The sequence below is a fragment of the Oceanobacillus sp. B139/18 genome (assembly GCF_055524595.1).
This window is the reverse complement of sequence record NZ_JBVFXI010000008.1, coordinates 1-24,886: the sequence shown is the minus strand read 5'-3', so window position 1 is coordinate 24,886 and position 24,886 is coordinate 1. Positions and strand designations below refer to the sequence as shown.

Sequence of the window (24,886 nt, the reverse complement as noted above, 5' to 3'; positions counted from 1 at the left end):
AGTCGGGGATTTTCTTAAATCAGGTTTCGTTTTTATAGAAAGCGCAGAATGGTTCTAAGGAAAAGGAAATTCTACGTAACCCGCGTCTGCGGGCAACGTAGAAGTCACCCTAACACATGAAAAGTGAACCATTACTGCACAAATTTTTATTGATTAAGCGGTTCTTCCACTTCAATGTTAAGCTTCGTGGATGTTTGACCTTCCTCATCTTCCAGTTCACGCATATCAATCTCATCTTCGTTACTAGAAAGCATCTTCACGTCCATACCAAGACTTTGAAGCTCTTTGATGAGTACTTTAAATGACTCAGGAACACCCGGTTCTGGCGCATTATCCCCTTTTACGATTGCTTCATATGTCTTCACGCGTCCAACGGTATCATCTGATTTAACCGTTAAGATTTCTTGAAGTGTGTATGCAGCACCGTAAGCTTCTAATGCCCAAACCTCCATCTCACCAAAACGCTGTCCGCCGAATTGTGCTTTACCGCCAAGCGGCTGCTGCGTTACGAGAGAGTAAGGTCCAGTTGAACGAGCGTGCAGCTTATCATCAACCATGTGTGCAAGTTTAATCATATACATGACACCTACAGATATACGGTTGTCAAAAGCTTCTCCTGTACGTCCATCATAAAGAACGGTTTTTGCGTCCCTCGGCATACCGGCTTCTTCAAGTGTTTCCCAAACATCCTCTTCTGTCGCTCCGTCGAATACCGGACTTGCTACATGCAGTCCGAGCTGTCTTGCAGCCATTCCTAAATGAAGCTCAAACACCTGTCCGATATTCATACGTGATGGTACCCCTAATGGGTTCAACATAATGTCGATTGGTGTACCGTCCGGCAAGAATGGCATATCCTCTTCCGGTAAGATTTTGGAGATAACCCCTTTGTTACCGTGACGTCCTGCCATTTTATCGCCTTCATGAATTTTACGTTTTTGAACAATATATACACGAACCAGCTGATTCACACCTGGTGGTAACTCATCGCCATCTTCACGATTAAAGATTTTTACATCTAAGACGATGCCGTCACCGCCATGAGGAACACGCAGGGAAGTATCTCTTACTTCACGCGCCTTCTCACCGAAAATCGCATGTAATAAGCGTTCTTCTGCGGAAAGCTCTGTCATTCCTTTCGGTGTTACTTTCCCTACAAGAATATCACTGTCTGTTACTTCTGCACCGACACGGATAATTCCTTGTTCATCAAGGTTTTTAAGGGCATCTTCCCCAACGTTAGGAATATCTCTTGTGATTTCTTCAGGTCCCAGCTTCGTATCCCGGGATTCTGATTCAAATTCTTCAATGTGAATAGAAGTATATACATCATCTTTTACAAGACGTTCGCTCATAATGATAGCATCCTCGTAGTTATAACCTTCCCAAGTCATAAAACCTACAAGAACGTTTTGACCTAATGCTAATTCGCCGTCTTCCATAGAAGGACCATCTGCAAGAACTTCTCCTTTTGTCACACGTTCTCCTTCTGCAACAATCGGACGCTGGTTATAGCAAGTTCCCTGGTTAGAACGTTTGTATTTCTGTAAACCATAACGATCTAAGTCACCTTCTACTTCTTTGCCATCTACTTCTGAAATGCGGCGCACCATAACGGTTTTTGCTTCCACACGCTCGACAATTCCATCATGACGGCAGATAACAGCAGCACCAGAGTCTTTCCCGTTGACGTATTCCATACCAGTTCCAACAATCGGCGCCTTTGGATTCATCAAAGGAACAGCCTGACGTTGCATGTTTGCTCCCATTAGTGCACGGTTGGAGTCATCATTTTCCAAGAATGGAATACATGCAGTCGCTGCGGATACAACCTGTTTTGGTGATACGTCCATATAATCAATTCGATCGCGTGACACAATAATGTTATCTTCACGGAAACGAGCGATAACTTCATCATTCACAAAGAAGTTATCATCATCTAATTGGGAGTTAGCCTGTGCAACAATATAATTATCTTGTTCATCCGCTGTCAGATAATCAATCGTATCTGTTACTTTTCCAGTCTCCGGGTCAACACGGCGATATGGTGATTCAATAAAACCAAACTTATTCACTCGCGCATAGCTGGACAGCGAGTTAATAAGACCGATGTTCGGCCCCTCCGGCGTCTCAATCGGACACATACGGCCATAGTGAGAATAGTGAACGTCTCGTACTTCGAATCCGGCACGTTCACGTGTCAAACCACCTGGTCCAAGAGCTGACAGACGACGCTTATGCGTTAACTCGCCCAACGGATTGGTCTGGTCCATAAACTGTGATAGCTGTGAGCTTCCAAAGAATTCTTTAATGGATGCAATAACCGGACGAATATTGATCAATTGCTGTGGTGTTACGCTGGAAGTGTCCTGGATAGACATTCTTTCACGCACAACACGCTCCATACGGGATAATCCGATACGGAATTGATTTTGAAGTAATTCGCCGACCGAACGCAGACGGCGGTTCCCCAAGTGATCAATATCATCTGTGTCCCCTACTTGATGAAGCAGATTAAAGAAATAACTGATAGAAGCTAAAATATCAGCTGGTGTGATATTTTTAATTTCTTTTGTTACTTCCCCATTTCCGATAACAGTTAGTTCACGTTCTCCGTTCGGATCAGTTGGATCAAGAATTTTCACAGATTGTACTGTGATTTCTTCTTCCAGCACACCGTCATGCGGAGTGATCGCTTTGTCTCCGAAACGATCTTCTTTTCGCTCAAGATATGGAAGAATCTTATCTAATAATTTTCTTTCCAAACGGTCGCCTTTATTCGCAATGACTTCTCCAGTTTCAGAATCAACAACAGGCTCTGCAAGCACTTGGTTGAACAAGCGATTCTTGATATGGAGTTTTTTATTCATTTTATAACGTCCCACATGCGCTAAATCATAGCGTTTCGGGTCAAAGAAGCGAGATACTAATAGACTCTTCGCATTATCTACTGTCGGCGGTTCGCCAGGACGAAGACGTTCGTAGATTTCTAAAAGAGCTTTCTCTGCATTCTCTGTGTTATCTTTTTCTAGCGTATTTCGTAAATATTCATTTTCGCCTAACAAATCAACAATCTCTTGATCTGTACCAAATCCTAAAGCTCTTAACAGAACGGTAATTGGTAATTTACGAGTACGATCGATACGGACATAAGCAACATCTTTTGCATCTGTTTCAAACTCTAACCATGCTCCACGGTTTGGAATAACCGTTGTTGCAATGCCGCGTTTCCCATTCTTGTCGATTTTTTCGTTGTAATAAACACTCGGCGAACGCACAAGCTGTGATACAATAACACGCTCTGCACCATTGATAATAAATGTTCCTGTGTCTGTCATTAATGGGAAATCACCCATAAATACTTCCTGTTCCTTTACTTCTCCGGTTTCATTATTGATTAAACGAACCTTCACGCGAAGGGGAGCATTGTATGTCACGTCTCTTTCTTTTGCTTCATCTACAGGATATTTCGGATCACCCAAACTATAATCCACAAACTCAAGTGATAGATTTCCTGTAAAGTCTTCAATCGGAGAGATATCCTGGAACATCTCCCTTAAACCTTCTTCTAAGAACCATTCATAAGAAGCGGTTTGAATTTCGATTAGGTTAGGTAATTCTAACACTTCATTAATACGTGCATAGCTCCTGCGTTGGCGGTGCCGTCCATACTGAACTAGTTGACCTGTCAACTGCTTCACCCCTTAAATCATCCATTTTAGTAGTTGTTTCTACAAAATGTAACTCATATTTAAAAGAACGTCTGAATAAATCATCTGTTCTTTAAAAAATAAAACTATAAACTCATTATCCTATCATTTGCATCCTTTATCACTTTCCCTCTCTACGGCTTATTTTTCTTAAAGATAAAACTTTCTTTTCGCTCATTGAAAAATATAGCCTTTCCAAGGATGTTGTGATTTTAGATTGTGCAGATGAAAGAATTTTGATAAACTATAGAAAAGCGATTTGTCGAACCTTTGTTTTTCCCGATTCTACAAGCCTTTCCCATTTATAAAGATTTTATACGTCCAGCCTGGAAAAATGCGCTAGGCAAACGTACCCTAATCTTAGCATCTTCCAATCTTAGCATATCCCCATTTATTAGTCAAACTTTTTCGCTCGTAATATAAAATAACCTTTTTTCTTTGCAACTACTTCTACATTGCCAAAAATCTCTTCCAGTTTATCTTTCGCAGATGGAGCTCCCTGCTTTTTCTGAATAACCGCCCATAAATCTCCATGATTGGATAAATGACCCCAGGCTTCTTCAAAAATAGCATGCACCACTTTTTTACCGGCGCGTATCGGCGGGTTTGTTACAATGGAAGCAAATGTTTTTTCATTTAATTGCTGATATAAATCACTTTGAAGAATGGTTGTATTGGAGATTTTATTGATTTCTGCATTTTTTTGGGCCAATTCCACAGCACGTTCATTCACATCAACCATAAAAATGTGTCTGTCTGAAAAGTCGGAGGCTAAGGATAATCCGATTGGACCGTACCCGCATCCCACATCTAATATTGGTCCATCAACCTCGGGCTCCTGAAAAGATTCAATAAGCACCCTTGATCCAAAATCCACTTCACTTTTTGAAAAGACACCAACATCACTCGTAAATTGAAACGTCTTCCCCCGCAGGTCAAAAGACCAGCTTTGCGGCAGCGATTTTGCTTGTGGCTGTTTAGAATAATAATGCTCTGTCATATGGATCCGCACCCACTTTATATGAATTAAGAAAAATACCCGGGCCGCAATCGTACACTTCCTTATGATAGGACGATGTTCGAGCCAGCAACACCAACTTACATCTAATAGAAACAACCCAAATATTTTCTTTTTTAAAAAAAGGTCACCTGTTCAACTAAAAAACATTCTCGTATATAAACTTGAACTTTTTCTAGTGACAAAAGTGACCTTTATGGTTTCGTGATAAAAGAGCCCGCCTAAAATACGACGAGCTCTTTTTCTTATATTTGCTAAATTATTTAACTTCTACAGAAGCACCAGCTTCTTCAAGTTTACCTTTAATTTCTTCAGCTTCTTCTTTAGATGCTCCTTCTTTAATTGCTTTAGGAGCGTTATCTACTAAGTCTTTCGCATCTTTCAAGCCAAGTCCAGTGATTTCACGAACTGCTTTAACAACTTTGATCTTAGATGCACCAGCATCGTTAAGAACAACGTCAAATTCTGTTTTTTCTTCTTCAGCAGCACCGCCGCCAGCAGCACCTGCTGCAGCAACTGGAGCAGCAGCTGTTACGCCGAACTCTTCTTCGATAGCTTTTACTAAATCGTTTAATTCAAGTACAGTCATTTCTTTAATTGCACTGATCATTTCTTCGTTTGTCATGATTAAAATCCTCCTAATAATAAGTTTGTTTTTATAATTAAACCGTTTGGTGTATTATGCACCTTGTTCTTCTTTTTGCTCTGCAACAGCTTTTGTAGCATAAGCAAAGTTGCGGATTGGAGCTTGAAGTACGCTAAGCAGCATAGATACCATACCTTCGTAGTTTGGCAGGTCTGCAAGCTCTTTGATTTGTTCAAGTGAAGCAACGCTTCCTTCAATAACACCGCCTTTAATTTCTAAGGCTTCGTGGTCTTTACTGAAGTTGTTTAAGATTCTAGCTGGAGCTACTACATCTTCACTGAATGCAATGGCGTTTGGTCCAGTTAAGACTTCACTAAGTTCACTCAGCTCTACAGCGTCTACAGCACGGCGAACCATTGAATTTTTATATACTTTAAATTCAACGCCTGCTTCGCGGAGCTCTTTACGCAATGCAGTAACCTCTGCAACGTCAAGTCCACGATAGTCTACTACTACTGCAGATTGGCTATTACGAAACTTTTCTGCGATTTCCTCTACTAATTGTTTCTTCTGTTCAATAATCCCTGACATCTTTCCACCTCCTAATAACAGTCCCTATTATTACACCGTTCGAACGTGCTTTTCTATTAAAAAAGCTCTCATGCAGACATGAGAGCTTACTCTAGATTGGCAAAGTCGGTTTGCCCTTCTATAAATAAACACCTCGGCTGGATGATTAAGCTCTGATGAGCCCCTGCTGTCTACGGTATAACATTCGATTTTATGAAACCGAAAATTAGTATATCGAACATTGGCTTAAAAGTCAACTACTAATTAACGGAAGCTTGAAACGTCAACTTTGATCCCTGGCCCCATTGTAGATGCAATAGAAGCATTTTTAAGGTAGGTTCCTTTAGAAGCCTGAGGTTTCACTTTTACAAGTTGATCAGTAAGAGCAGTAAAGTTTTCTACTAATTTCTCTTCATCGAAAGAAATTTTCCCGATTGGAACATGAATGTTAGCAGATTTATCAACACGATATTCTACTTTACCGGCTTTAATGTCTTGAACAGCCTTTTCTACTTCGAAAGTTACTGTTCCTGTTTTAGGGTTTGGCATTAAACCTTTTGGTCCTAAAACACGACCTAATTTACCTACTTGAGCCATCATATCCGGAGTAGCAACAATCACATCAAAATCGAACCAGCCTTGGTTGATTTTATTAATATAATCTTCTTCTCCAACATAATCTGCACCAGCAGCTTCTGCTTCTTTCGCTTTCTCACCTTTAGCAAATACAAGAACGCGTTGTGTTTTACCAGTACCATGCGGTAAAACCATTGCTCCGCGGATTTGTTGATCTGCTTTTTTAGGGTCTACACCAAGACGAAAAGCAGCTTCTACTGATTCATCAAAGTTTGCTTTTGCAGTCTTTTTTGCAAGCTCTACAGCTTCTTTTATTTCATATGCTTTTGTACGATCAATCTGCTTTAAAGCTTCTTGATGTTTTTTACCATATTTAGCCATATTAATTATATCCTCCTCTTTTGTGGTTATAACGGTTGTACCTCCCACGAGACAAGAGAATCACTCTTGTCCAGCATGTGAATCATCTATCGATTTATTCTTCTCCCGAATAAGGCTGCGGATGAAAACAGCCGCAACCTTTTAACTACAAAACGTTTGTCTACGGAATACCGAATTAGTCTTCGATGGTGATTCCCATACTGCGCGCAGTACCTTCAACCATGCGCATTGCCGCATCAACATCAGCTGCATTTAAATCCGGCATTTTTGTTTCAGCGATTTCTTTTACCTGGTCGCGTTTTACAGTAGCGACTTTTGTTTTGTTAGGTTCACCTGAACCAGACTCGATTCCAGCTGCTTTTTTAAGTAGCACTGCTGCCGGCGGAGTCTTTGTAACAAATGTAAATGAACGATCCTCGAATACAGTGATTTCTACAGGGATAATTAAACCTGCTTGTTCTTGTGTTCGAGCGTTAAATTCTTTACAGAATCCCATAATGTTAACACCTGCTTGACCTAGAGCCGGCCCAACTGGTGGTGCTGGATTTGCTTTTCCCGCAGGAATTTGCAATTTTACTAATTTGATTACTTTTTTAGCCACGAGACACACCTCCTTAAAGTCCGTGATGTGGTAATAGGGTCTCTTATTTTATTTACCCTCCCACTCATTTCCTGTTCCCCTTTTAATTGAGAACAAGAATAACAAAAGAATCTTAGCATGAATTTGTGAAAAAAGCAAGCCTTGATTCTTGAAAATACCTTACTCCGCAGAACTTGTCTATACTGCTGTCACATTCTTGCTGGTCTGAAAGACTTATGAAAGCTTGTCTACTTGGGAGAAATCCAGTTCAACTGGTGTCTCTCTTCCAAACATATTCACATGTACTTTCAGTTTTTGTTTATCTGTATCAATTTGTTCAATCGTTCCTGTGAAATCTGCAAATGGACCATCTGTGACACGAACGCTTTCTTTGATCTCAAAGTCAACTTGAACAGTTGGTTCGCTGACACCCATTCTTTTCAGCACAACGTCTACTTCATCCGGCAATATCGGTGTCGGCTTTGCGCCGTGTCCGCTGGAGCCTACAAATCCGGTAACGCCAGGAGTGTTTCGTACCACGTACCACGAGTCGTCTGTCATCACCATTTCTGTTAAAACATAGCCTGGGAAAGATTTTTTCTTCACCATTTTTTTCTTGCCGTCTTTAATCTCTGCTTCTTCATCTTCCGGAACAATTACACGGAATATTTTATCTTCCATGCCCATGGACTCTACTCTTTTTTCAAGGTTCATTTTCACTTTGTTCTCATAGCCGGAATACGTGTGAACCACATACCAATTCTTTTCCATTTATATCGGACAATAACTGTCCTGTCCCCTCCTCTTCATGAATAAACGATAGCTTTTTTATCTAGCTCCGAGCGCCAAACTTTAGAGATTTCACGTCGCGCTTATGCCCTGCGGGTGAAAGTCAACATCGGTTCGTTACCTCACCGTGTTTCCTTTATCTCTTTAAGCAAAGGAAGTTCGACTAAGGTCGAACCACCCCAAAGTTCGGGGCGCAATCTCTACGTTTTTAGCAGGCGCTCTCCGCTTTTCTTATCCAATTTAAAAAACCCGCATAAATCGGGTTTTCACTGACTTTTTCTTCTTTTCATTATACCTGCATTATAAAGGAATTATTCAAAAAATGCATCTAAAAATTCTGATATGCCTAAATCAACAACGAAAAAGAATATTGCCATAAAGATAACTGTAGAAATTACCACAAAGGTATAGTTTCTTAGTTCTTTCCCTTTTGGCCAGCTTACTTTCTTCATTTCATTGGAAACATTCTTTAAGAACTTAAACATTTTATCTCTTTCCCCCCGAACTTACGCGAATCTATCCATCAATCTATATCTACTTGGTCTCACGGTGCAGCGTATGTGTTTGGCAATGTTTACAGAACTTGTTCACTTCTAATCTCTGCGATTGATTGGCTGCGTTTTTGTTCGTTGAATAGTTCCTGCTAGAACATACTGCACATGATAAGACAATCTTTTTGCTCATAATTTCCACCCCCATACATAGGGACATAGACTATATTAACATAGCACTTCGCTATCATTATGTCAATGTTATCACTCTTTTCAAAAGCACGACATTCTCTTCCGTTTCTATACAGGATAAGATAAAATGTTTGTTTAAAAGCATTTATTCCGTTACTGGCGCTGCGCTTTATTAAAAAATAAATATTTTATTTTGTTAAATGTAAAAGGAGGAAGTCCGGTAATTCCACATATATACTTCTTTGATTTCCTCTCTAAAATCTACAGGCAGATAACAGCGTTTTAAATGGTAACCCCATTCTCTTCAAGCAGGATTTCTAATTTTCGTTTCACCCGTACTAAAGCGTTATCAATTGATTTTACATGGCGATTTAATTGTTCAGCAATTTCTTGATAGGTACAGCCGTCCAAATATAGCTGCAGCACCTGTTTTTCCAATCCGCTCAACAATTCTGATAATTTAAATTCCATTGCTCCGTACGCTTCCCGATTAATAAGCGTTTCCTCCGGGTCGCTGTCCTCTGGACTGGAGATGACATCCATCAATGTCCGGTCAGATTCTTCCTCATAGATTGGCTTATCTAAAGAGACATACGAATTTAAGGGGAGATGTTTTTGCCTCGTTGCTGTTTTAATCGCCGTAATAATTTGTCTGGTCACGCATAATTCTGCAAATGCTTTAAAAGAAGTTGGCTGCTCCAGATCAAAGTCACGGATAGCCTTATATAATCCAATCATTCCCTCTTGAATAATATCTTCTTTGTCTGCGCCGACCAAAAAGTAGGTTCTTGCTTTTAACCGTACAAAATTTAAATACCGATGTATCAGGAGGTCCAATGCATAACTGTCACCTTGATCGATTAATTCCAGCAAATTAATATCTTCTAGCTTGTCCAGTTTCTTGCTGCGTGTATTGATTTGCCCACCATTCACCAACAATCCCCTCCTAAATCGATATCTCCAAATATATCCACGATAGGCACTATTATACTAGACGAGCCGAAATATCGTCAACGACCCTTTTATGACAGAAGCAGTCGTAATTTGTCGTTTTCGTGAAAATCACTAAGACTTTTCACCTAATGAATGAGTGTCTAAAAAAACGTGAACTGCTTACCTGCCATGCTCTCAAGCTGTATTTTTATTTCCTATCTAAAAATATTTTTCGTCAAAGCCATGTTTGTTCGGAGCGACATGGACAGGAACACTTCTCATGAACTGGCTGAGAGGCATTCCAGTCTATTATACTTTCCATGTATTATTCTATTTCCCGCGGCGCATCTCTTCAAACCGTTTTCGTAACTCTTGGTTTATCGGAATTTTAACAGCAGGCTTTTCTTTTTGATGCACCTCAAGATTTATACGGATTTCCTGGTTCATATCATCCATCTCAATCTGCAGCTCTCTTGCAGACTTACGCAGCGCACCCTGTCCGAAAATAGTACGCTGCTCTGCATAATCGGACGTGGCAACATACACCTGCGTTTGGATATTTTTTACGGTCTTCACGAGCTTTTCGATACATTCATCTGCAGTTTCTTTTTCCTTTGTGTAGATTACTTCCACTTTATGTTTTTCTTCTTTCGATTCAATTCCACGAACATAGTAAGCATCAAAGACGACAATCACGCGGTCTCCGGTAAATGCCTGATACTCTGCAAGGAGTTCAATAAGCCGGTCTCTTGCCTGTCCAATATCTTTTTCCTTCAGCTGCTCAAGCTCCGGCCACGCACCGATGATATTATAGCCATCTACAATTAATACAACCATTTAAGCACTCCCCAGCGGCAGACGCTTTCTGAGCACTTCATAAAGAAGTAAACTGCATGCAACAGAGGCATTTAGGGAGGATACTTGTCCAACCATCGGCAGGCTCACCGTCCAGTCACATTTCTTTCGCACGAGGCGGCTCATTCCTTTTCCTTCATTTCCAATAACTAATCCGAGAGGCAGCGTTCCATCCAGCTGCCGGTAATCTTCATCTGCTTCCGCTTCCGTGCCAATAATCCATACATTTCTTTCCTTAAGTTCATCAATGGTATTCGCTATATTGGTCACTCTGGCAACAGGAATATGCTCTAACGCTCCCGCTGCTGTTTTCGCTACCGTTGCGGTTAAACCCACGGAACGATGCTTCGGGATAATTACTCCATGTGCCCCTGTTGCATCCGCCGTACGTAAAATAGATCCCAGATTATGCGGGTCCTCTAATTCATCCAGCAAAATAAAGAAAGGAGCCTCCTCTCTTTCCTCCGCTTTGGCAAAAAGGTCTTCCAGCGAGGCATAGGGATAAGAAGCAACGGAAGCAATCACTCCCTGATGATTCCCCTCCTGCATCTTATCCAGCTTCGACCTCGGAGCCTTCTGAACCACTGCTCCTGCTTCACGGGCAAGCTGCTGTATTTTATGCGCAGCCGCTCCCTGCAATTGTTCGGATATCCAAACCTTATTAACAGAACGGCCAGATTTCAATGCTTCGATTACGGGATTCTTGCCCATAATCCATTCCTTTTCCTGCGTCATTTTAAGCACTCCCTTCTTCTAGAAAATCCATTGCTTGCGTCATCAATTCCTGCAGTCTCTGTTCATTTTTTAATAAATAGTGATAGCCAATCAACGCTTCAAACGCTGTACTATAACGATACGTCTGTACATTAATATTTTTAGGAATACTGCCTGATTTTGCATTTCTCCCCCGGATGACCACTCTGCTCTCTTCTTCTGTTAAAAAGGCATCCTGTTCCAGCCAATGGAGGATAACCTTTGCCTGTGACTTACCGGATACATAACGAATCGCTGCCTGATGTAGTTGATTCGGTTTAATGGTTCCCCGCTCTAATAATTGTTCGCGCACATACACCTCATAAATCGCATCGCCGATATAGGCTAAAGCGAGACTTTTCATTTGCCTGACATCACTGGCTTTCATTATTTACCTCTTTTCCATCTTACTCCTTGTGGCGTATCCTCTAAGATAATCTGTTCCTGTTTCAATTGATCGCGTATTTCATCCGCACGGGCAAAATCACGATTTTTCCGGGCTTCATTCCGCTCTGCAATCAATGCTTCAATCGTTTCATCCAGTAATTCTTCCTGTTCATTTTCAATGTCAATTCCCAATACTCCAAGCATCGAAGCAAGGGCTTCACGGAAAGCATCAATGACTTCTTTAGCCGTTTGCTCCTCTTGGACATAGACATTCGCCTCTTTAGATAAATCAAACAGAATAGAAATTGCATTAGCTGTATTAAAGTCATCGTCCATCTCTGCTTCAAACCGTTTTGTACGCTCTTCAATACGGTCTATCCATTCCTTGTTATCTCCTCTTAAATCCATGCTTGTTTGGCGTCGATGCCCTAAATTATGATAAGCTGTTTCAATGCGTTCCAAACTTGTTTTTGCGCTTTGTAATAGCTCTTCTGTAAAGTTAATCGGATTGCGGTAGTGAACAGAAAGCATAAAGAAACGCAGCACTTTCGGGTCATGCATATTTATTAAATCACGTGCCAGCACAAAATTACCAAGTGACTTCGACATTTTTTCATTATCGATATTAATATAGCCGTTATGCATCCAGTAGTTCGCAAAGGTGGTATCATTATGTGCTTCCGATTGTGCAATCTCATTCTCATGATGCGGAAAAGTTAAGTCCTGTCCCCCGGCATGGATATCAATGGTATCTCCTAAATGTTTCTTAGCCATTGCTGAGCATTCAATATGCCAGCCTGGACGTCCTTTGCCCCATGGCGCTTCCCACGCAATTTCTCCCTCTTTTGCTTCTTTCCATAAAGCAAAATCCAGCGGATCCTCTTTTTTCTCCCCTACTTGGATTCGTGCACCAGAACGTAATTCGTCAATAGACTGATGAGAAAGCTTTCCATACCCTTTAAAGGAACGCGGTTTGAAATAAACATCTCCTTCTGCTTCATAAGCATAGCCCTTGTCTATCAATTCTTTGATAAACGCTATAATTTCCTGCATCGAATCCATGACACGCGGATTTTTCGTTGCTTTTTTGACGCCTAATGCGCCCACGTCTTCTAAATACGCATCGATAAACCGGTCAGCCAATGCACCGACTTCCTCTTCTGCTTCCTTGGCTGCTTTAATAATTTTATCGTCTACATCAGTAAAGTTGAGGACATAGTTGACCTCATATCCCCGATATTCAAAATACCTGCGAACCGTGTCGAATACAATTGCCGGACGTGCATTTCCGATATGGATATAGTTATATACCGTCGGACCGCATACGTACATAGACACTTTCTCAGGCTCAATGGGTTTGAAATCTTCCTTCTGTCTCGTTAGCGTATTATATATTTGAATCGTCATGGTTGTTCATTCTCCCTTTCTTTAAATGCTCCATTTCTGCTTTCAGTTCCTCGATTTGCTCTTGCAGGCTTTTGCATTTTTCTGCAACTGGATCTGGAATATTTTGATGATCCAGGTCTCTGTTCAGGCGTATTCCATCTTGAACAACAACCTGCCCAGGAACACCGACGACTGTAGCGTTAGCAGGAACATTCTTTAATACCACTGAGCCGCCCCCGATTTTCGAGTTTTCTCCAATCGTAATGGCTCCAAGCACCTTTGCCCCTGTTGAAACCATCGCATTGTCTTCAATGGTAGGATGCCGTTTCCCTTGTTCTTTTCCCGTTCCGCCGAGTGTTACTCCTTGGAAAATAGTGACGTTATCACCTATTTCACAGGTTTCCCCGATAACCACGCCCATGCCATGGTCAATAAACAATCTTCTTCCTATTTTGGCTCCAGGATGAATTTCAATACCAGTTATAAAACGAGAGAATTGCGAAATAAAACGAGCCAAGAATTTCAGATTTTTGTTATACAGCCAATGTGCGATACGATGCGCCCAAATCGCATGTACACCAGAGTAAGTTAACATAACTTCAAAATACGTGCGGGCGGCTGGATCCTGTTCAAAAACAACATCCATATCCTCCTTCATTTTCCGAAAGACCACTATATACAGCCCCTTCTGTTTAAATTAGTTAGCAAAATCGATTACTGCCTAATGAAGTAAAAATGAATTCATCTTTTCTTTGATTAGATATAAAAAAAGCGTCTCTGTGTTATTGAAAACACAGAGACGCTTTTTAGCGCGGTTCCACTCTGTTTAGAGAAAAAAATATCTTTCTCCCCTTTGCTCTGTTAACGGCAGAGAACCGCTACCATGTACTTTATGTTCCACAATAGACTCTGAGGCGCACTTCAAAAAGAAATCTTAAAGTCACTCGCAGCAACTGTGACTCTCTCTGTGTAAGAAATTCATTTTTACTTTACCTCTTCAACGATTTAAATTTATTTGATTTTCATAGCTATCATAACATAGGCGAAACTTATAAAGATAATATATTATATTACACAAGAAATGTGAACTATTAAGCTCCCATTTCCTTTAATAATTTATCAAGACGCTTCACGATAACATCTTTCCCCAGCAATTCGATAGCAAACGGAAGCTCTGGACCGTGCATTTGTCCTGTTGTTGCAACCCGTATCGGCATAAAGAGTTTTTTACCGCGATGTCCTGTTTCTTTTTGGGTTGCTTTAAACTGCGCTTTAATCGAATCTTTATCAAACGACTCTAAATGAATTAATTTATCTGTGAACACTTGCAATACTTCAGGCACCTGCTCTTCTCCTAAAACTTCCCGTTCTGCTTCACCATAGGTAATATCCTCCTGGAAGAACAGCTCTGTCAATTCAACGATTTCTGCCCCGTAGCGCAATTGTTCACGATATAGACTAATTACATTTTCCGCCCATACACGCGTCTTCTCATCCATATTCTCTGGAAGCTTGCCCGCGTTGATTAAATGCGGTAACGCTAGATCGATGACACGGCTTAAATCTGCTTTTTTAATATATTCATTGTTCATCCATTTCAATTTATGCTGGTCAAAAATAGCGGCAGAGGTAGATAAACGCTCTGGATCAAATATAGTAATCAGTTCATCCTGTGTAAACATCTCTTCTTCGCCAACTGGAGACCATCCAAGCAAGCTGATGAAGTTAAACATCGCTTCCGGCAAATAGCCTAAATTACGATATTGCTCAATAAACTGCAGAATGTGCTCATCACGTTTACTCAGCTTTTTACGCTCTTCATTCAGAATTAACGTCATATGCCCGTAACGCGGTGCTGTCCATCCAAACGCATCATATATCATCATTTGCTTTGGTGTATTGGAAATATGCTCTTCCCCGCGCAATACATCGGTGATTTCCATCAAATGATCATCGATAGCCACAGCGAAATTATAGGTAGGAATTCCGTTTTTCTTTACAATGACCCAGTCGCCAAAATCACTGGACTCAAACGTGATTTCACCGCGGACAATGTCTTGGAACGTGTATGTTTTATTTTCAGGAACACGAATACGGATACTTGGCGTTCTGCCTTCTGCTTCAAAGCCCTGAATTTCTTCCTCTGTTAAGTTGCTATGTTTCCCGGCGTATTTAGGGACTTGTCCATTTGCACGCTGTGCTTCCCGTTCTGCCTCTAACTCGTCCTCTGTCATATAGCATTTATAAGCTAAATCACGCTCAAGCAGTTCATCTACAAACTTCTGATAGATATCTAAGCGCTCTGTCTGGCGATAAGGACCATAATTACCGCCGATATCGGCACCTTCATCCCATTCTAAGCCGAGCCATTTTAAATATTTTAATTGACTCTCTTCGCCGCCCTCTACGTTTCTTTTATCATCTGTGTCTTCTGTGCGGATAATGAATTTTCCATCAAAATGTTTTGCATATAAATAATTAAATAAAGCTGTACGAGCGTTACCAATGTGTAAATGACCCGTTGGACTAGGTGCATAACGTACGCGAACTTCCTTACTCATTTAAAATGCCTCCTTCATTGTTTATATATCATCGCTGCCTGCCTTGTACCTGTTCAAAAGATCTGATAGAAATCTTTTGAAACATCTTTTATAAAAGGAATTCCTCCCCTTATCTTCCTAAACAAGCTCTATACGAAAAGTGATAACATATATATGTTATCACTTTTTTTATCCTTTATCAGTTATACCCTTTTTACAACGCTTTTTCAAGTAATTTTGGTTTTGCAAAGATCATCCGTCCCGCAGAGGTTTGTAAAACACTCGTAATAACAACCTCAATATTTTTGCCGATATAATCTCTGCCTTCTTCCACTACAATCATCGTCCCGTCATCTAAATAGGCAACACCTTGATTATGCTCTTTCCCGTCTTTGATAACCTGCACATGCAGTTCTTCCCCTGGAAGAACGACCGGCTTCACTGCATTGGCCAGGTCATTAATATTTAAAACAGGCACTCCCTGGAAGTCACATACTTTATTTAAATTGAAATCGTTCGTAACTACAATGCCATCAATGACTTTTGCCAATTTGATCAATTTGCTGTCTACTTCTGGAATATCCTCAAAATCGCCTTCATAAATTTCTACTTTTACAGCGAGCTCTTTCTGAATTCTGTTCAAAATATCTAAACCGCGTCTGCCGCGGTTTCGCTTCAGCGCGTCCGATGAATCTGCAATATGCTGTAATTCACCAAGAACAAACTGCGGAATCACAATGGTTCCTTCTAAAAAGTTAGTCTGACAAATATCAGCAATTCGCCCATCAATAATCACACTTGTATCCAAAATTTTGGGGCTTAAGCTTTGCGTACCCGCATCTGTGTCCTCTTCCTCGCCGCTGCGGCGCTTGTCCTTTTTCGCCGGTTTGAGTATATTCATAAATTCCTCACGACGGCGAAAGCCAACCTGGAATCCTAAATAACCAAGTATAATCATAATGAACAGCGGCAAGACCTGTGAGAAAATACGAATACTCATATCTTGAAACGGCATATTAACAAAGTAAGCTATAACTAGACCGACAATTAACCCGATACTGCCAAAAAATAAATCCATGGCTGGTAATTTGACCAGTGCATCTTCCACCCAACGAAAGAAATTTACAATATAGTTTACTAGTAAATAAGACAAGATAAAAAATATAATAGCTCCAACAATCATTCCCAAGATAGATGAAGTTAGCCAGCTTGATTCTGCAACATTTAACAGCTGGACGATTTCTGGAATATAAAGATATCCCATGGTACCTCCTAAAATAATAAAAAATAAGTGTACTACTTTTTTCATCAATTCCTTTCACCTCCTGACTCGTATTAGTAGTATTACCAAATGACATATAATATATGCTTATCTGCTCGGAATTCTTCTAAATTTTCATCCTCAAAAAAATCTATTGATGTAATCCGATTTCTAAAGCTTCCTGTACATTGGAAACACCAATTACTTCGATACCAGCCGGATAATTCCAGCCGTCTAAATTATTTTTCGGGCAGATTACCCGTTTAAACCCCAGTTTCGCAGCCTCCTGCACCCGTTGTTCGATTCGGGATACTCTGCGAATTTCTCCTGTTAACCCAACCTCACCGATAAAAATATCCTCTGGTTTGGTTGGGTGATCGCGGAAACTCGATGCAATACTGACCGCCAGCGCTAAGTCAATCGCCGGTTCATCCAGCTTGACCCCGCCCGCTACTTTGATATAAGCATCCTGGTTTTGCAGCATCAGTCCAACGCGTTTTTCCAGCACAGCCATTAAAAGCGGCACGCGATTATGGTCTACTCCCGTGGCTGTTCTGCGCGGGTTCCCGAAGCTTGTTGGAGAAATCAGCGCTTGAATCTCTACTAAAACAGGGCGTGTACCTTCCATTGATGCTACAACGGTCGAGCCGGCAGCTCCTTGGGATCTCTCTTCTAAAAAGATTTCAGACGGATTCATTACTTCACGTAATCCTTCCTCCTTCATCTCAAAAATCCCCATTTCATTCGTACTTCCAAAGCGATTTTTTACACCTCTTAAAATACGATAGGTGTGATGACGTTCTCCTTCAAAATACAATACCGCATCCACCATATGCTCCAGTAAACGCGGACCCGCAATCGAACCTTCTTTGGTTACGTGCCCGACAATAAAAACAGGAATGCCTTTGGTCTTCGCAATTTTCATAAGCTCCATTGTACATTCTCTGACCTGTGACACGCTCCCCGGCGCGCTGGTTATCTCTTCTTTAAAAATGGTTTGAATGGAATCGACGACGACAAAGGAAGGATTGATTTCTTCTATCTGCCTGCTGATATCCATTAAATTCGTTTCTGATAATACATATAGTTCATCCGTTTTTATATCTAAACGATCTGCACGCAATTTGGTTTGCCTTGTGGATTCTTCACCAGATACGTAGAGAACCGGTAAAGCCTTCTCTGCCAGCTGTGCAGATATTTGCAACAGGAGTGTTGATTTTCCAATACCCGGATCTCCGCCAATTAAAACCAGTGACCCTAATACCACTCCCCCGCCTAATACACGGTTAAATTCCCGCATCTTCGTCGTAATGCGGGGTTCCTTCTTTGATTCGATGGAGGTAATCTTTTCGGGTTTTTGTGAGGAGGCTGCACCAGACGTGTATCCTGTCCTGCCTTTTACAGAAGCAGCTTCAATTTCTTCAACCATCGTATTCCATTGATGGCAAGCTGGACATTTCCCCATCCACTTAGCCGATTCATATCCACATTCCTGACAGACAAATTTTGTTTTCCTTTTTGCCAACGTTTCTAACCTCCTTCAAGTGAGATTCAAGCCTAGCGTCTTCTCTTGAACCACCCTTATTTATTATTATAGACTATTTCTGGTTTTCATAGGTTACAGAAAAGCATCAAATTCACAAAGAATCTTCCATACTTATGCCACAAGCATTTTTTGAGAAATGGAGAAAGCTAGAAGAACCGTGTTCTTCTAGCTTTCTGTACCTTACATCCTGTTTAAGAAAGGACAATAAATTCCCCTTTGCTGTTCAACCCTATTTTCACCTTTTGTTCCTTTTGAATGGTTCCCTTTAACAACTCTTCTGATAATAAATTCTCGATATTACTTTGAATAGAGCGTCTCAGCGGACGGGCACCATATTCTGGATCAAAGCCTTCATTAGCAATTTTTTCAATTGCCTTATCTGTAAGGGAAAGGGTCAGCTCTTGCTCTTCCAGGCGTTTTTGCAGCTGTTTAAGCATTAATGATGCAATATCTTTCATGTGTTTTCTCTCCAGGGAGTGGAACACAATGGTCTCATCAATACGATTTAGGAATTCAGGACGGAATGCTTTTTTCAATTCGTCCATCACCTTCGACTTCATATCTTCATGCTCTCTCTTCTCATCATTGTCTAGTGTAAAGCCGACATATTTATTACGTCTTAATTCACTTGCTCCAACATTAGAGGTCATGATAATAACCGTATTGCGGAAATCAACTACTCTCCCCTTTGAATCTGTTAACCGGCCATCTTCAAGAACCTGCAAGAGGATATTAAAGACTTCTGGATGTGCTTTTTCTACTTCATCCAACAGCACAACAGAATATGGTTTACGGCGAACACGTTCGGTTAATTGACCGCCCTCTTCATAGCCAACATAGCCTGGAGGCGAACCAACTAAACGGGACGTCGCATGCCTTTCCATATACTCTGACATATCGATTCGGATCATCGCATCCTCGTCCGCAAACATGACTTCAGCAAGGGCGCGGGCAAGCTCTGTTTTTCCGATACCTGTCGGCCCCAGGAATATAAAGGAACCAATTGGACGTTTAGGATCTTTTAACCCGGCACGGGCACGGCGGATTGCTTTAGCTACAGCATTCACTGCTTCCGATTGACCAATAACGCGATCATGAAGAATCTCTTCCATGTTCAGCAGGCGGTCACTTTCATCTTTCGTCAGTTTTGCAACAGGAACCCCTGTCCAGATAGATACCACTGCAGCGATATCTTCCATCGTTACTTCCGAATCGGTCTGTCCTTGTTTTTCCTTCCATTCATCCTTTGTTTTCTCAAGCTTTTCACGGTAACGCTGTTCAGAGTCCCGCAAGGATGCTGCTTTTTCAAATTCCTGACTTTGGACAGCAGCGTCTTTTTCTTTCCTTACTTCTTCCAGCTTTTGTTCTAATTCTTTTAAATTTGGCGGAACCGTGTAAGAATTTAAACGTACTTTAGAGCCAGCCTCATCGATTAAATCAATTGCCTTATCCGGCAGAAAACGATCTGTGATATATCGATCCGACAGAGATGCTGCTGCTTCAATCGCTTCATCTGTAATAGTCACACGGTGATGAGCTTCGTAGCGGTCTCTTAAACCTTTCAAGATTTGAATGGTTTCATCCAAGGTCGGCTCATCTACCTGAATTGGCTGGAAACGACGCTCTAACGCAGCATCCTTTTCAATATATTTCCGGTATTCATCTAATGTCGTTGCGCCGATACATTGCAGTTCACCGCGGGCAAGCGACGGTTTTAGAATGTTTGATGCATCGATTGCACCTTCTGCTCCCCCGGCTCCGATCAGCGTATGGAGTTCATCGATAAATAAAATAACATTGCCGGATTGACGGATTTCTTCCATTACTTTTTTCAAACGGTCCTCAAACTCACCGCGATATTTTGTACCTGCAACCACAGTACCCATATCTAACGTCATCACACGTTTGTCACGTAGTGTTTCCGGTACTTCATTATCAATGATTTGCTGTGCCAGTCCTTCTGCAACAGCTGTCTTTCCGACACCAGGCTCCCCAATCAACACAGGGTTGTTTTTGGTGCGGCGGCTCAATACTTGGATTACACGTTCAATTTCCTTAGAGCGTCCTATAACAGGATCAATTTTTCCTTCTTTCGCACTGACTGTTAAATCGCGGGCTAAAGAATCTAACGTAGGGGTGCTTGCGTTTGTTTGCTGTCCTGCACGTCCCTGACGGCCTGTCTGAGACTCATTGCTACCTAACAGTTGAAGAACTTGCTGACGGGCCTTATTTAAGCTCACACCAAGATTATTTAAAACACGGGCAGCAACACCTTCTCCTTCACGGATTAAACCTAAAAGAATATGCTCTGTTCCCACATAGGAGTGGCCCAGTTTTCTTGCTTCGTCCTGAGATAATTCAACAACCTTTTTTGCTCTGGGCGTATAATGAATCGATTGAGAAGGCTGCTTGCCGACACCAATGAGCTTTTCCACTTCTTCTTGAATTTTAGCTACTTCCAACCCAAGAGATTGCAATGCCTTGGCAGCTATGCCTTCTCCTTCACGTACTAAACCAAGAAGAATATGTTCTGTTCCAATATTATTATGGCCTAATCGTACGGCCTCATCTTGAGATAATGCCAATACCTTTTGTGCCCTCTCTGTAAAGCGACCAAACATCATATGTTTTTTCCTCCTATTTTTTCAAATTTAATCTTTCACGAATAATTGAAGCCCTGCGGATATCACGTTCATCTGAACGAAGTGCTTTATTCGCATAGTGCTGCAAGAATCCAGGCTGTGTTAAAACCATCAGTTCATTTAATATATTCTCGGAAATGTTTTCTATTATGCCTAAATCAATTCCCAAACGCAAATTAGAAATACAGGTAGCAGCCTCCTTCGAATCAATGATTCTGCTATTTTTTAACGTGCCATAGGAACGGAAGACACGATCCTCCAAGCTAATCTCAGATTGCTCGTAAATATACTGCCGCGCCATCCGTTCGTGCTCCACAAGCTGATTAACAATACTCTCCAGGTCTTCCACAATATCCTCTTCGGACTTGCCCAGTGTAATCTGATTCGATATTTGAAAAATATTCCCTCTTGCCTCACTGCCTTCACCATATATCCCTCTGACAACCAGTCCCAATTGATTAATTGCAGGAATAAGCCGGTTGATTTGCTTTGTCAGTACAAGCGCAGGCAAATGCATCATAATCGAAGCCCGCATGCCTGTTCCAATATTGGTAGGGCAGCTGGTCAGATAACCTTTTGTTTCATCAAATGCATAGTCGGCTTCTTCCTCCAGCCAATCATCTAAGTAGTACGCTTCCTCTAAAGCTTTTTTCAGCTGAAGTCCAGGATAATACACCTGAATACGCAAATGATCCTCTTCATTTACCATAATGGAGGTCTGCTCCTGTTCGGATAATAACACTGCAGCATAATCACTATGTTTGATTAAATGTGGACTTATTAAGTGTTTTTCCACCAGAACAAGTTTTTCAATCATATTTAATTGCTTCATTGGTATAAAAGTTAGTGAATCCTGCTCCGTATCCTCTTCCTTTATATAATTTTTCTTTATAAATTGCAGTACCTCTTCCAACGCTTCCTTATTACCGGATGTCGGGTACAATTTATCCGCAAAGTTGCGGGCCAGACGGACACGGCTGCTCATTACAATGTCTTTATCCGGACCGTCCTCCAGCATCCACGGGCTAATCGCTTCATTGATAAATGATTCTAATGTCACGTGTTATCACCCGCTTCCTTATCTTGATGATTCGCTTTTTCCAGCTCTCTGATTTTATCGCGCAGAACTGCTGCTTTTTCAAATTCTTCATCTTCAATCAGCTGTTTTAATTCCTCTTTGTGGGAGGATATTAATTGCTTTTGCTGAATATACTTCCCGGCACGCTTTGGAATCCTGCCAGTATGTTTGGTATTCCCAGCATGCACACGCCGTAAAATAGGCTCTACCTTGGAGTCAAAGGACGCATAACAATTTGCACATCCAAATTTCCCTGCTTTTTTAAATTCACTAAAAGTTCTCCCGCAAGAAGAACATTTCAGCTCCTGCGGCTGTTTAGGCTGATTGGAATTTGCTGTCCCTGCAGCGTTCAAAGGTATTCCATCTTTTTGAAAAAGCCCAGATAAAAGGTCATTTAATGAGAATCCTTCCTCCGGATAGGTCAAATAACCTTTTTTCTTTGCACATACTTCACAAAGGCTCACTTTCGTCTCCTGACCGTTTATAATGTGCTTAAAATGCAGGGTAGCCTTTCTTTCATGGCATTCTTGGCATTCCATACGATTCCTCCCCCCTTCAGGTAATTAATCGTTCAGATACTTGAGTGCAGTTAATGCAGATTTAAGAATACGTGCACGCAATTCATCTCTTAGCGGCAATTGAAAAGCTAACGTTGTTCGATCAATACTTGCCAATATCAACTTTGCTTCACGTGCTGTAATCAGCTCCTCCTCTAAAAGCCGATCTAAAATATCTATAGCAGCACGCTGCGGAATCGAATCACCGATTAAATAAATAATCTCATCAATCAATTCCGATTTATCCTGATGCCGTATGCGCATAATACGAATATAGCCGCCACCGCCGCGTTTACTTTCTACGATATACCCTTTCTCAATGGTAAAACGCGTATTAATAACATAATTTATTTGAGAAGGTACACATTGAAACTGATCTGCAATTTCACTCCTTTTAATCTCAATCGCTTGTTGTTCTTCTGACTGTAATACTTTTTTCAAATATTGTTCAATGATATCTGAAATGTTACTCATCCTTCGCACCTCAAATCAAATAATTTATTTGATAAATTATTCCTTTTGACTTTGACTAACTTTGACTATGGTTTTATTATAATAAGAAATTGCCACAGTTGCAAATGGATGATATTTCTATTTTGGACAAACAGGCCAAAAAACAAAACATAATTATAAAAATCTATGAAAATATTTATGTTTTAATTTCGCTTTGTTATATTAACCACTCCCGGAAGCTTCGATATTTCATCAAATAAATAAATTAACTTATTATCCTTTTTCATATTTGTCCATATATGAATTCTGCGCCTGTTACCTTCTAACAGCTTTATCTCAACCTGCTTTATCGTAAAACCGTTCTTTTCCACTGATTTTACAGCTTCATGTATTTCAAATTCCTCTGAAGCAATCAATTCAATAAAATTACTGGTTGTAAACCGAGGGAAAAAATGCTCCATCCGGTTAAAAAATATTAAACTGATAAGGATAATAAGTGTCGTTACAATAGCAACACTATACATGCCGGCTCCAATCACTAATCCTATTCCTGCTACAGCCCATATAGAAGCAGCTGTTGTTAATCCTTTGATGGTTCCTCCATATACAATAATGGTACCAGCCCCAAGAAAACCGATACCGCTAATTACATAAGAAGGGATACGAGCAGGGTCAAATTGAATGTTATCGTATTGATTCATAAATGTAATAAAACCAAAAATCGATAAAATCATCATCAAACAAGAGCCTACTCCTACCAGTATATGCGTACGAAACCCGGCTGAATGATTATTAATTTCTCTCTCAAAACCAATTAAACCGGATAACAGCAAAGCAATAAACAAACGTAACACGATAACTCCGAAATCATCACCGATAAATTGTTCTAACTCCATTCCCTGCACCCCCTTATTGTTTTATATATTTTACAGTTTATTTATATGTATAGGCTATCATTTCATTTTATAAAATAAAACTTTATTCAGCGGGGGTCTTTCCATACCAACTATCATGAAAATTAATTTTAAACTATTTAAATAGAAGTATTCATTGCAATAAGTGTATTTTTACTTTAGCAGTAAATTGATTTATCTTCCAGAAATAAATACCAAAGAAAGGATATTTAAAGATAAACAAGCAAAAACCCATTAGACGAGCCGTATCAGCAATGAAACATTTTTTGACTCTATACTAAGTGTGGCACGTCCTCTTGTTTTCAATCATAGATAGAGTGAAGACAAAAAAATACACTTCATTTGCCACGGTGTTATTTAGGAATAAAAGGTGTCTATGTGAAGCGAAAACGCAGGGAATCAGAGAAGAAAGTCATTTCGTTGCGGGGTTATTCACAAAACGGCGTATGTAGAAATATCTATTTTGTCGAGGAAAAACCAAACCCATGGATGGCTATCACTGGCAAAGCATTCATTCAAGGATCCGCCTTTACGACAATAAATCCTATTTTATGGTGGAAAAAACGTAACATTTGTATATTTTGTCATCGTACCTACTATGAACAGATTCAGATGACATAAAACGGCATTTCTCCTAAAAAATATGCAAAAAAAGAGCTAAGCATGATGCTTAACTCTTTTTCAATAT

The 24,886-nt window shown here is 40.6% G+C and carries 23 protein-coding genes and 2 other annotated features; all 23 genes read right to left on the bottom strand.

The window, feature by feature from the left end; genetic code table 11:
- Window positions 1-146: 146 nt before the first annotated feature.
- The 23 genes from rpoB to ACZSMY_RS19410 all read right to left on the bottom strand — a co-directional run bounded on the left by rpoB (window position 147) and on the right by ACZSMY_RS19410 (window position 24,180).
- Entirely contained in the window at window positions 147-3,692 is a 3,546-nt protein-coding gene (gene rpoB, locus ACZSMY_RS19520; protein WP_042530757.1) for a DNA-directed RNA polymerase subunit beta, read from the bottom strand.
- Window positions 3,693-4,104: 412 nt separating this feature from the next.
- The gene (locus tag ACZSMY_RS19515; protein WP_193064167.1) at window positions 4,105-4,710 is read right to left on the bottom strand and encodes a class I SAM-dependent methyltransferase; all 606 of its coding nucleotides are present in this window, start codon (window positions 4,708-4,710) and stop codon (window positions 4,105-4,107) included.
- A 277-nt stretch (window positions 4,711-4,987) separates the two neighbouring features.
- Entirely contained in the window at window positions 4,988-5,353 is a 366-nt protein-coding gene (gene rplL / locus ACZSMY_RS19510) for a 50S ribosomal protein L7/L12 (RefSeq protein WP_042530753.1), read from the bottom strand.
- A 54-nt stretch (window positions 5,354-5,407) separates the two neighbouring features.
- On the bottom strand, window positions 5,408-5,905 hold the full coding sequence (gene rplJ, locus ACZSMY_RS19505) for a 50S ribosomal protein L10 (RefSeq protein WP_193064166.1): 498 nt from the start codon (window positions 5,903-5,905) through the stop codon (window positions 5,408-5,410).
- A 49-nt stretch (window positions 5,906-5,954) separates the two neighbouring features.
- Window positions 5,955-6,099: a sequence feature (ribosomal protein L10 leader region), on the bottom strand.
- Between the two features lie 49 nt (window positions 6,100-6,148).
- Window positions 6,149-6,841, bottom strand: coding sequence for a 50S ribosomal protein L1 (rplA, locus tag ACZSMY_RS19500; RefSeq protein ID WP_042530749.1), 693 nt, complete (start codon window positions 6,839-6,841; stop codon window positions 6,149-6,151).
- Between the two features lie 175 nt (window positions 6,842-7,016).
- The gene (gene rplK, locus ACZSMY_RS19495; protein WP_042530747.1) at window positions 7,017-7,442 is read right to left on the bottom strand and encodes a 50S ribosomal protein L11; all 426 of its coding nucleotides are present in this window, start codon (window positions 7,440-7,442) and stop codon (window positions 7,017-7,019) included.
- Between the two features lie 213 nt (window positions 7,443-7,655).
- Window positions 7,656-8,192, bottom strand: coding sequence for a transcription termination/antitermination protein NusG (gene nusG / locus ACZSMY_RS19490; RefSeq protein ID WP_042530745.1), 537 nt, complete (start codon window positions 8,190-8,192; stop codon window positions 7,656-7,658).
- A 329-nt stretch (window positions 8,193-8,521) separates the two neighbouring features.
- Entirely contained in the window at window positions 8,522-8,695 is a 174-nt protein-coding gene (gene secE, locus ACZSMY_RS19485) for a preprotein translocase subunit SecE (RefSeq protein ID WP_042530743.1), read from the bottom strand.
- Between the two features lie 49 nt (window positions 8,696-8,744).
- The gene (rpmG, locus tag ACZSMY_RS19480) at window positions 8,745-8,909 is read right to left on the bottom strand and encodes a 50S ribosomal protein L33 (protein WP_256705463.1); all 165 of its coding nucleotides are present in this window, start codon (window positions 8,907-8,909) and stop codon (window positions 8,745-8,747) included.
- Window positions 8,910-9,175: 266 nt separating this feature from the next.
- Window positions 9,176-9,829 (bottom strand): RNA polymerase sporulation sigma factor SigH, encoded by a 654-nt coding sequence (gene sigH / locus ACZSMY_RS19475; protein ID WP_042530741.1) that lies wholly within the window; start codon window positions 9,827-9,829, stop codon window positions 9,176-9,178.
- A 327-nt stretch (window positions 9,830-10,156) separates the two neighbouring features.
- Window positions 10,157-10,663 (bottom strand): NYN domain-containing protein, encoded by a 507-nt coding sequence (locus ACZSMY_RS19470; protein WP_042530739.1) that lies wholly within the window; start codon window positions 10,661-10,663, stop codon window positions 10,157-10,159.
- The gene (rlmB, locus tag ACZSMY_RS19465; RefSeq protein WP_193064164.1) at window positions 10,664-11,416 is read right to left on the bottom strand and encodes a 23S rRNA (guanosine(2251)-2'-O)-methyltransferase RlmB; all 753 of its coding nucleotides are present in this window, start codon (window positions 11,414-11,416) and stop codon (window positions 10,664-10,666) included. It lies immediately after the preceding gene.
- A gap of 1 nt (window position 11,417) precedes the next feature.
- The gene (locus ACZSMY_RS19460; RefSeq protein WP_042530735.1) at window positions 11,418-11,822 is read right to left on the bottom strand and encodes a Mini-ribonuclease 3; all 405 of its coding nucleotides are present in this window, start codon (window positions 11,820-11,822) and stop codon (window positions 11,418-11,420) included.
- Window positions 11,822-13,228: a cysteine--tRNA ligase gene (gene cysS / locus ACZSMY_RS19455; protein ID WP_042530733.1), complete on the bottom strand. Its 1,407-nt coding sequence runs from the start codon at window positions 13,226-13,228 to the stop codon at window positions 11,822-11,824. Before cysS ends, ACZSMY_RS19460 begins: the two co-directional genes overlap by 1 nt.
- The gene (gene cysE / locus ACZSMY_RS19450; protein WP_042535862.1) at window positions 13,209-13,865 is read right to left on the bottom strand and encodes a serine O-acetyltransferase; all 657 of its coding nucleotides are present in this window, start codon (window positions 13,863-13,865) and stop codon (window positions 13,209-13,211) included. Before cysE ends, cysS begins: the two co-directional genes overlap by 20 nt.
- A gap of 134 nt (window positions 13,866-13,999) precedes the next feature.
- Window positions 14,000-14,217: a binding site (T-box leader), on the bottom strand.
- A gap of 81 nt (window positions 14,218-14,298) precedes the next feature.
- Complete coding sequence (gltX, locus tag ACZSMY_RS19445; protein WP_042530731.1) at window positions 14,299-15,768, bottom strand: glutamate--tRNA ligase; 1,470 nt, start codon at window positions 15,766-15,768, stop codon at window positions 14,299-14,301.
- 193 nt (window positions 15,769-15,961) lie between these two features.
- On the bottom strand, window positions 15,962-17,059 hold the full coding sequence (locus tag ACZSMY_RS19440; RefSeq protein WP_042530729.1) for a PIN/TRAM domain-containing protein: 1,098 nt from the start codon (window positions 17,057-17,059) through the stop codon (window positions 15,962-15,964).
- Window positions 17,060-17,159: 100 nt separating this feature from the next.
- Window positions 17,160-18,533: a DNA repair protein RadA gene (gene radA, locus ACZSMY_RS19435; RefSeq protein WP_212928863.1), complete on the bottom strand. Its 1,374-nt coding sequence runs from the start codon at window positions 18,531-18,533 to the stop codon at window positions 17,160-17,162.
- A 212-nt stretch (window positions 18,534-18,745) separates the two neighbouring features.
- Window positions 18,746-21,178, bottom strand: a complete 2,433-nt coding sequence (gene clpC / locus ACZSMY_RS19430; RefSeq protein WP_042530725.1) for an ATP-dependent protease ATP-binding subunit ClpC — start codon at window positions 21,176-21,178, stop codon at window positions 18,746-18,748.
- A gap of 13 nt (window positions 21,179-21,191) precedes the next feature.
- Window positions 21,192-22,256 carry a protein arginine kinase gene (locus ACZSMY_RS19425; RefSeq protein WP_193064162.1) on the bottom strand — a complete coding sequence of 355 codons (1,065 nt, stop codon included), beginning with the start codon at window positions 22,254-22,256 and terminating at the stop codon, window positions 21,192-21,194.
- Window positions 22,253-22,813, bottom strand: a complete 561-nt coding sequence (locus ACZSMY_RS19420) for a UvrB/UvrC motif-containing protein (protein ID WP_042530721.1) — start codon at window positions 22,811-22,813, stop codon at window positions 22,253-22,255. The genes ACZSMY_RS19425 and ACZSMY_RS19420 overlap by 4 nt, the downstream gene beginning before the upstream one ends.
- Before the next feature lie 24 nt (window positions 22,814-22,837).
- Window positions 22,838-23,305, bottom strand: coding sequence for a CtsR family transcriptional regulator (locus ACZSMY_RS19415; RefSeq protein ID WP_193064161.1), 468 nt, complete (start codon window positions 23,303-23,305; stop codon window positions 22,838-22,840).
- Between the two features lie 182 nt (window positions 23,306-23,487).
- Entirely contained in the window at window positions 23,488-24,180 is a 693-nt protein-coding gene (locus ACZSMY_RS19410; protein WP_042530717.1) for an MgtC/SapB family protein, read from the bottom strand.
- Window positions 24,181-24,886 lie beyond the last annotated feature (706 nt).

Excerpts from the sequence above, each read along its gene's own strand:
- clpC (WP_042530725.1), bottom strand. The coding sequence starts at position 21,178 with ATGATGTTTGGTCGCTTTACAGAGAGGGCACAAAAGGTATTGGCATTA.
- ACZSMY_RS19415 (WP_193064161.1), bottom strand. The coding sequence starts at position 23,305 with ATGAGTAACATTTCAGATATCATTGAACAATATTTGAAAAAAGTATTA.
- ACZSMY_RS19460 (WP_042530735.1), bottom strand. The coding sequence starts at position 11,822 with ATGAAAGCCAGTGATGTCAGGCAAATGAAAAGTCTCGCTTTAGCCTAT.
- ACZSMY_RS19410 (WP_042530717.1), bottom strand. The coding sequence starts at position 24,180 with ATGGAGTTAGAACAATTTATCGGTGATGATTTCGGAGTTATCGTGTTA.
- ACZSMY_RS19420 (WP_042530721.1), bottom strand. The coding sequence starts at position 22,813 with ATGGAATGCCAAGAATGCCATGAAAGAAAGGCTACCCTGCATTTTAAG.
- secE (WP_042530743.1), bottom strand. The coding sequence starts at position 8,695 with ATGTTTAAGTTCTTAAAGAATGTTTCCAATGAAATGAAGAAAGTAAGC.
- ACZSMY_RS19515 (WP_193064167.1), bottom strand. The coding sequence starts at position 4,710 with ATGACAGAGCATTATTATTCTAAACAGCCACAAGCAAAATCGCTGCCG.
- nusG (WP_042530745.1), bottom strand. The coding sequence starts at position 8,192 with ATGGAAAAGAATTGGTATGTGGTTCACACGTATTCCGGCTATGAGAAC.
- rplJ (WP_193064166.1), bottom strand. The coding sequence starts at position 5,905 with ATGTCAGGGATTATTGAACAGAAGAAACAATTAGTAGAGGAAATCGCA.
- rplA (WP_042530749.1), bottom strand. The coding sequence starts at position 6,841 with ATGGCTAAATATGGTAAAAAACATCAAGAAGCTTTAAAGCAGATTGAT.
- rplL (WP_042530753.1), bottom strand. The coding sequence starts at position 5,353 with ATGACAAACGAAGAAATGATCAGTGCAATTAAAGAAATGACTGTACTT.
- gltX (WP_042530731.1), bottom strand. The coding sequence starts at position 15,768 with ATGAGTAAGGAAGTTCGCGTACGTTATGCACCTAGTCCAACGGGTCAT.
- rlmB (WP_193064164.1), bottom strand. The coding sequence starts at position 11,416 with ATGACGCAGGAAAAGGAATGGATTATGGGCAAGAATCCCGTAATCGAA.
- rpmG (WP_256705463.1), bottom strand. The coding sequence starts at position 8,909 with ATGGGGGTGGAAATTATGAGCAAAAAGATTGTCTTATCATGTGCAGTA.
- cysE (WP_042535862.1), bottom strand. The coding sequence starts at position 13,865 with ATGAAGGAGGATATGGATGTTGTTTTTGAACAGGATCCAGCCGCCCGC.
- cysS (WP_042530733.1), bottom strand. The coding sequence starts at position 13,228 with ATGACGATTCAAATATATAATACGCTAACGAGACAGAAGGAAGATTTC.
- ACZSMY_RS19470 (WP_042530739.1), bottom strand. The coding sequence starts at position 10,663 with ATGGTTGTATTAATTGTAGATGGCTATAATATCATCGGTGCGTGGCCG.